1 protein-coding gene is annotated in these 5111 nt (G+C 35.1%); it reads left to right on the forward strand.

Annotation, left to right across the window (positions count from 1 at the left end; translation table 11 throughout):
- The first annotated feature begins 258 nt into the window (after positions 1-258).
- Positions 259-4980 carry a DEAD/DEAH box helicase gene (locus tag AC1DRF_RS16315; protein WP_427077105.1) on the forward strand — a complete coding sequence of 1574 codons (4722 nt, stop codon included), beginning with the start codon at positions 259-261 and terminating at the stop codon, positions 4978-4980.
- Positions 4981-5111: the final 131 nt, after the last annotated feature.

Raw genomic sequence — 5111 nt, forward strand, 5'->3', positions numbered from 1 at the left:
TATAATTTTAATCACTATAAATAAATTTTTATATTAATAACAAGAGTAACAGTTAACTTATTTTATTTTAAAAAGCGTTAACTATTACATGCCTTATAGAAAAATGATCTACTAATGCCGTTCAATGATTAGGTTGTACAATACAAAATCAAATGAAATAACCTCGATAAAACGATATAATAATAAAAACGAATATTTTTGCGATAAAAGAAGAACCCTCTAGTGATAGAGTTCTTAAACTATAAGGAGCAACAATTTATGCATACTTCTATACAATCATTTGATCATCTCATTAAAATTATTAATGAATCTGCAGGTGCTATCCAACGTGATCGTGGTACCTATTTTGAACAGTTAGTACAGATTTATTTGCAAAATGAACCAATCTACAAGAATCTATATTCTAATGTTTGGCAACTAAAAGATGTACCAAAAGAATATGGTATACCTAAGAAAGATACTGGCGTGGACTTGGTTGCCAAAAACCGTAATACGGGTGAACTAACTGCAATCCAAGCCAAATTTTATCAAGGAAAAGTCGGCAAGGCTGAAATCAATTCATTTATTGCAGAACTCGGTAAAAGCTATTATAGTGCGGGCATGATTGTTTCTACTACTGATGAATGGAATCAAAATGCACTTGATACAGTTGATTCGCAAACCAAGCAAGTTCAAAAAATTGGTTTATCTGACTTGCGCCATTCAAAAGTTGACTGGTCTTCTGTTGATTTTGAAAAGCCACAAGAAATCATTGTAAAGTCAAACAAGAAAACACGTGACTATCAAGACAAAGCAATTGAACTTGCGAAAGAGCATTTTAAGACTCATGACCGTGGAATGCTTGTTATGGCACCAGGAACAGGCAAGACCTTTACCTCACTGAAAATGGTAGAGCAGTTTGCCAAAGATAGTAATCAAAAAGTTTATAACGTCTTGTATCTTGTACCGAGTATTCAACTCTTAACACAAACGCTGTTTGGTTGGAATGCTGATAGTTCTGACGATTTCAATCTTAATTCATTTGCTGTTACATCTGATAGAAAGGCAACTAAGAAAAAAGCGAATGACGATGATGCTGATATCTTAGCAACAGATATTGGCTTCCCAGCTACCACGAATGCGGGTGAAGTTGTAAAAAATTATCAGTCTTTGAAATATGACGGCGTTAAAGTGACGTTGAACGTCATCTTTAGTACGTATCAATCAATAGATGTCATTCATCAAGCCCAAGAACTTGGATATCCTGAATTCGACTTTATTGTGTCAGATGAAGCACATAGAACAACAGGTTTTAAGGAAAAAGGTCAAGAAGATAGTGCTTTTACAAAAGTTCATAGCAACGATATCGTTAAGGGTAAACTTAGACTGTACCAAACAGCAACACCAAAAATTTATTCAGATGATGCCAAATCAAAAAGCGTTGAAAAGTCTGTTGTTATTTCCTCAATGGATGATGAATCTATTTTTGGTAAAGAAATTTTCCGTCTAGGTTTTGGTGAAGCAGTTGGGCGTGGCTATCTAACTGATTACAAAGTAATGGTCTTGACTGTTGAAGAAGAAGCTATGACCAAAAACTTGCAACAAACCCTTGCTGATTCGGAGAACGGATTAAATCTAGATGATGTAGGACGAATTGTTGGAGTTTGGAATGGAATGATTAAACGTGAAGGCGCCACTGGTAAAGTTAGTGGCCAACCGATGAAACGTGCCATTTCATTTATTGATACCATCGCGAACTCAAAGAAAATTGCTGAAAAGTTTAATTCCGTGGTGAATGAATATTTAGGTGATAATGCTGAAGAAAGTTTCCAAATTGATGTTCGTCACGTCGATGGTACTTTGAATGCTTTACAAAAGAAAGAAGCACTTGATTGGCTTGCTGGTGAAATCGATAATAATGAAGCTCGTGTCTTGTCCAATGTAAAATTTCTGACTGAAGGAATTGATGTTCCAAACCTCGATGGAGTTATCTTCTTTGCACCAAAAAAATCACAGGTCGATATTGTTCAAGCTGTTGGGCGCATCATGCGTAAATTTGATGGTAAGGAGTACGGATACATCATCTTACCAATTGTTATTCCTGCTGGTGTAACGCCTGAAAATGTTCTTGATGACAATAAGACTTATGCTGCTGTTTGGCAGGTATTAAATGCTTTGCGTGCTACTGATGAACGGTTTAACGCTATTGTTAATCAGTTACAGCTTAATAAAAACAAACCAGACAATATAGATATCATCAATCCAGGTAAAAGACGTCCAAGAAAACCGTATGTAGAGGGTGAGGATGGACAAGGTGTTGACGTAGAGCAACCAGTTCAAACAGAGCTACAACTTTGGGACGAGATTCAAGATGCTATTTTCGGTAAAATTGTTCAAAAAGTTGGAGATAGACGCTATCTTGAGGATTGGTCAAAAGACGTTAATGAAATTGCTAAACGTTATATCCGATGGATAAATGAACGCCTTAATGATAAAGACAATCCTATTAAAACTGAATTTACTAAGTTTGTTCATAGCCTGCAATATAATATCAACGAAAGTATCACACAAGACTCTGCCGTTGAAATGCTAGCGCAACATTTAATTACAAAACCAGTATTTGAAGCTCTATTTGACGAATATAGCTTTGTCAATAATAATCCCGTATCACAAGCAATGGAAACCATTGTTAACGAATTGCAAAAGGCTGGTTTTGAGAAAGAACAAGAGAAACTTGCACCATTTTATGAGTCTGTTAAAATGCGTGCGAGTGGTGTCGATAATGCAGAGGGGAAACAAAAAATCATTATTACCCTATACGATAAATTCTTCTCAACAGGGTTTAAAGCAACTACTGAACGGTTAGGAATTGTCTTTACACCAATTGAAGTAGTGGACTTCATTATTAAATCTGTTGATGATGTGTTGAAGAGCCATTTTGGTAAATCACTTGCTAGTCAAGGCGTGCATATTCTAGATCCGTTCACGGGAACAGGTACTTTTATTGTTCGCACGTTATCTTATCTCAAATCACAAATGGATAAAGGTGAGATTACACCTGCAGATATCACGCGTAAATATACGCAAGAGCTACATGCCAATGAAATTATACTTTTGAGCTATTATATTGCTGCCATCAACATTGAAGCAACATTCGATGAAATTAATGGAGATGAACAAGGTTATGTACCATTTGAAGGTATTGTTTTAACAGATACCTTTGAATCAACTGAAAAAGAAGATACACTTGACGATAGCTTCTTTGGCACTAATGATGAACGATTGAAACGTCAACAAGAGGTCCCAATTACAGCGATTATTGGAAATCCTCCGTATTCAATGGGACAAAATGATGCTAATGAAGGTAATCAAAACATAAGATATGAGACAGTAGAAAATCGTATTTCTGAAACTTATGCAAGATTCTCTAATTCAAAAGCACTTAATTCTCTTAGAGACTCATATATTCAAGCGATACGCTGGTCAAGCGACAGACTGACTACTAAAGGCGTAATAGGTTTTGTTTCAAATGGATCATTTATTGATAGCAGGACAACTGACGGCCTTCGCAAGTCACTTTACGAAGAATTCAATCATCTGTACATTTTAAATTTACGTGGTGACCAACGTACACAAGGTGAAACCTCACGCCGTGAGGGAGGTAAAATTTTTGGCTCTGGTAGTCGTACGCCAATTGCAATTAGTATCCTTGTTAAAGATGATAGTGATGACCATGAAGTACATTATCATGATATCGGGGACTATCTTAGCCGTGATGAGAAACTTTCTATCTTAAGTGATAGCCAGTCTATAACAGGTGTAGCTTGGCAAACAATCACTCCAGATAAAAATAATGACTGGATTAACCAACGTGATGAGAATTATCTGAGTTATCCAGCTATCGATGTGATATTTAATTCCAAAGCATTAGGTACACAAACTGGTCGTGACTCTTGGATCTATGGCTTTTCAAAAGAAAGTGTGAGATATAATTCTCAAAAATTGATTTCAAATTACAACAGTGAATTAGAAAAAGGAGTCTTAGTTGATGATGTATCAATGGATTCTGCAAAAATAAAATGGTCTCGTGGTTTACTAAATAAGTATAAACGAGGTGAAAAATTGCTATTTAATTCAAAAAAAATGATTATCAGTCAATACCGACCTTTCACTAAAAAATACTTATATTTTGATGAGGCGCTCAATGAAAATCCAGGAGCGTTTAGAAGATTCGATGAAATTAATGCATTGTATGTTCCATCTGGAAGTAAAAATGGATTTTCTACACTAATTATTGATAAGGTTCCTGAATATGGATTATTGTCAAGCGGACGCGGTTTTAACTTGTTCGGTGAAACAACTGGATTATTAGGTAAGCATATGAATATAAATTCACTGTTTGGAATGAATGATTTAGATTCATATCATTATATATATGGAGTACTTCATTCCCCAGAATACCGTCAAAAGTACTCTAATGACTTACAAAAATCCCTGCCACGTATACCTTTACTCAAAAATAAAGAAAAATACGTTGAAATTGGTCTCAAACTTTCTGATTTACATTTGAACTATGAAAACCAACCATGTTGGGACGGTGTTGAGATCCAAATCACAGGCGCCAAACCAACCTACCAAGTAAAAAAGATGAAGCATCCGAAAAAAGGTGTTTTGGATACGATTATTTTCAATGAAAATATCACGATTAAAAACATTCCAGAAGTTGCTTACGAATATGTTGTTAATGGCCGTCCTGCGATTGAATGGATTATTGACCAATATCAAGTCAAAACAGATAAAAAGTCAGGTATTACTGATGATCCGAATGAATTCAGTGATGATCCAAAGTATATTTTTAATTTGTTGCTGTCGGTGATTACGGTTAGTATGAAGACGATTGATTTAATTAATCAGTTACCTAAGTTTGAGATAGTCGATTATAAAAAGGTAAATGTTGATGATTTACCAATGGTGACAGAAAAAAGTGACGGAAATAAATAATATAAAAACTGACCTGTGAAAGTTTGGCAGGTCAGTTTTTATATAGTATGGCGTGATGCTATTTTTTCTGTATAAATTTACTTTGAGCTATCTAAATAAGCAAAATGTGACTGCTAAAATAGCATTAATAC

The organism is Priestia sp. P5_B4, assembly GCF_056400385.1.

What these genes read in the sequence shown, in the direction of transcription:
- AC1DRF_RS16315 (WP_427077105.1), top strand. Translation starts at nt 259, where the DNA reads ATGCATACTTCTATACAATCATTTGATCATCTCATTAAAATTATTAAT.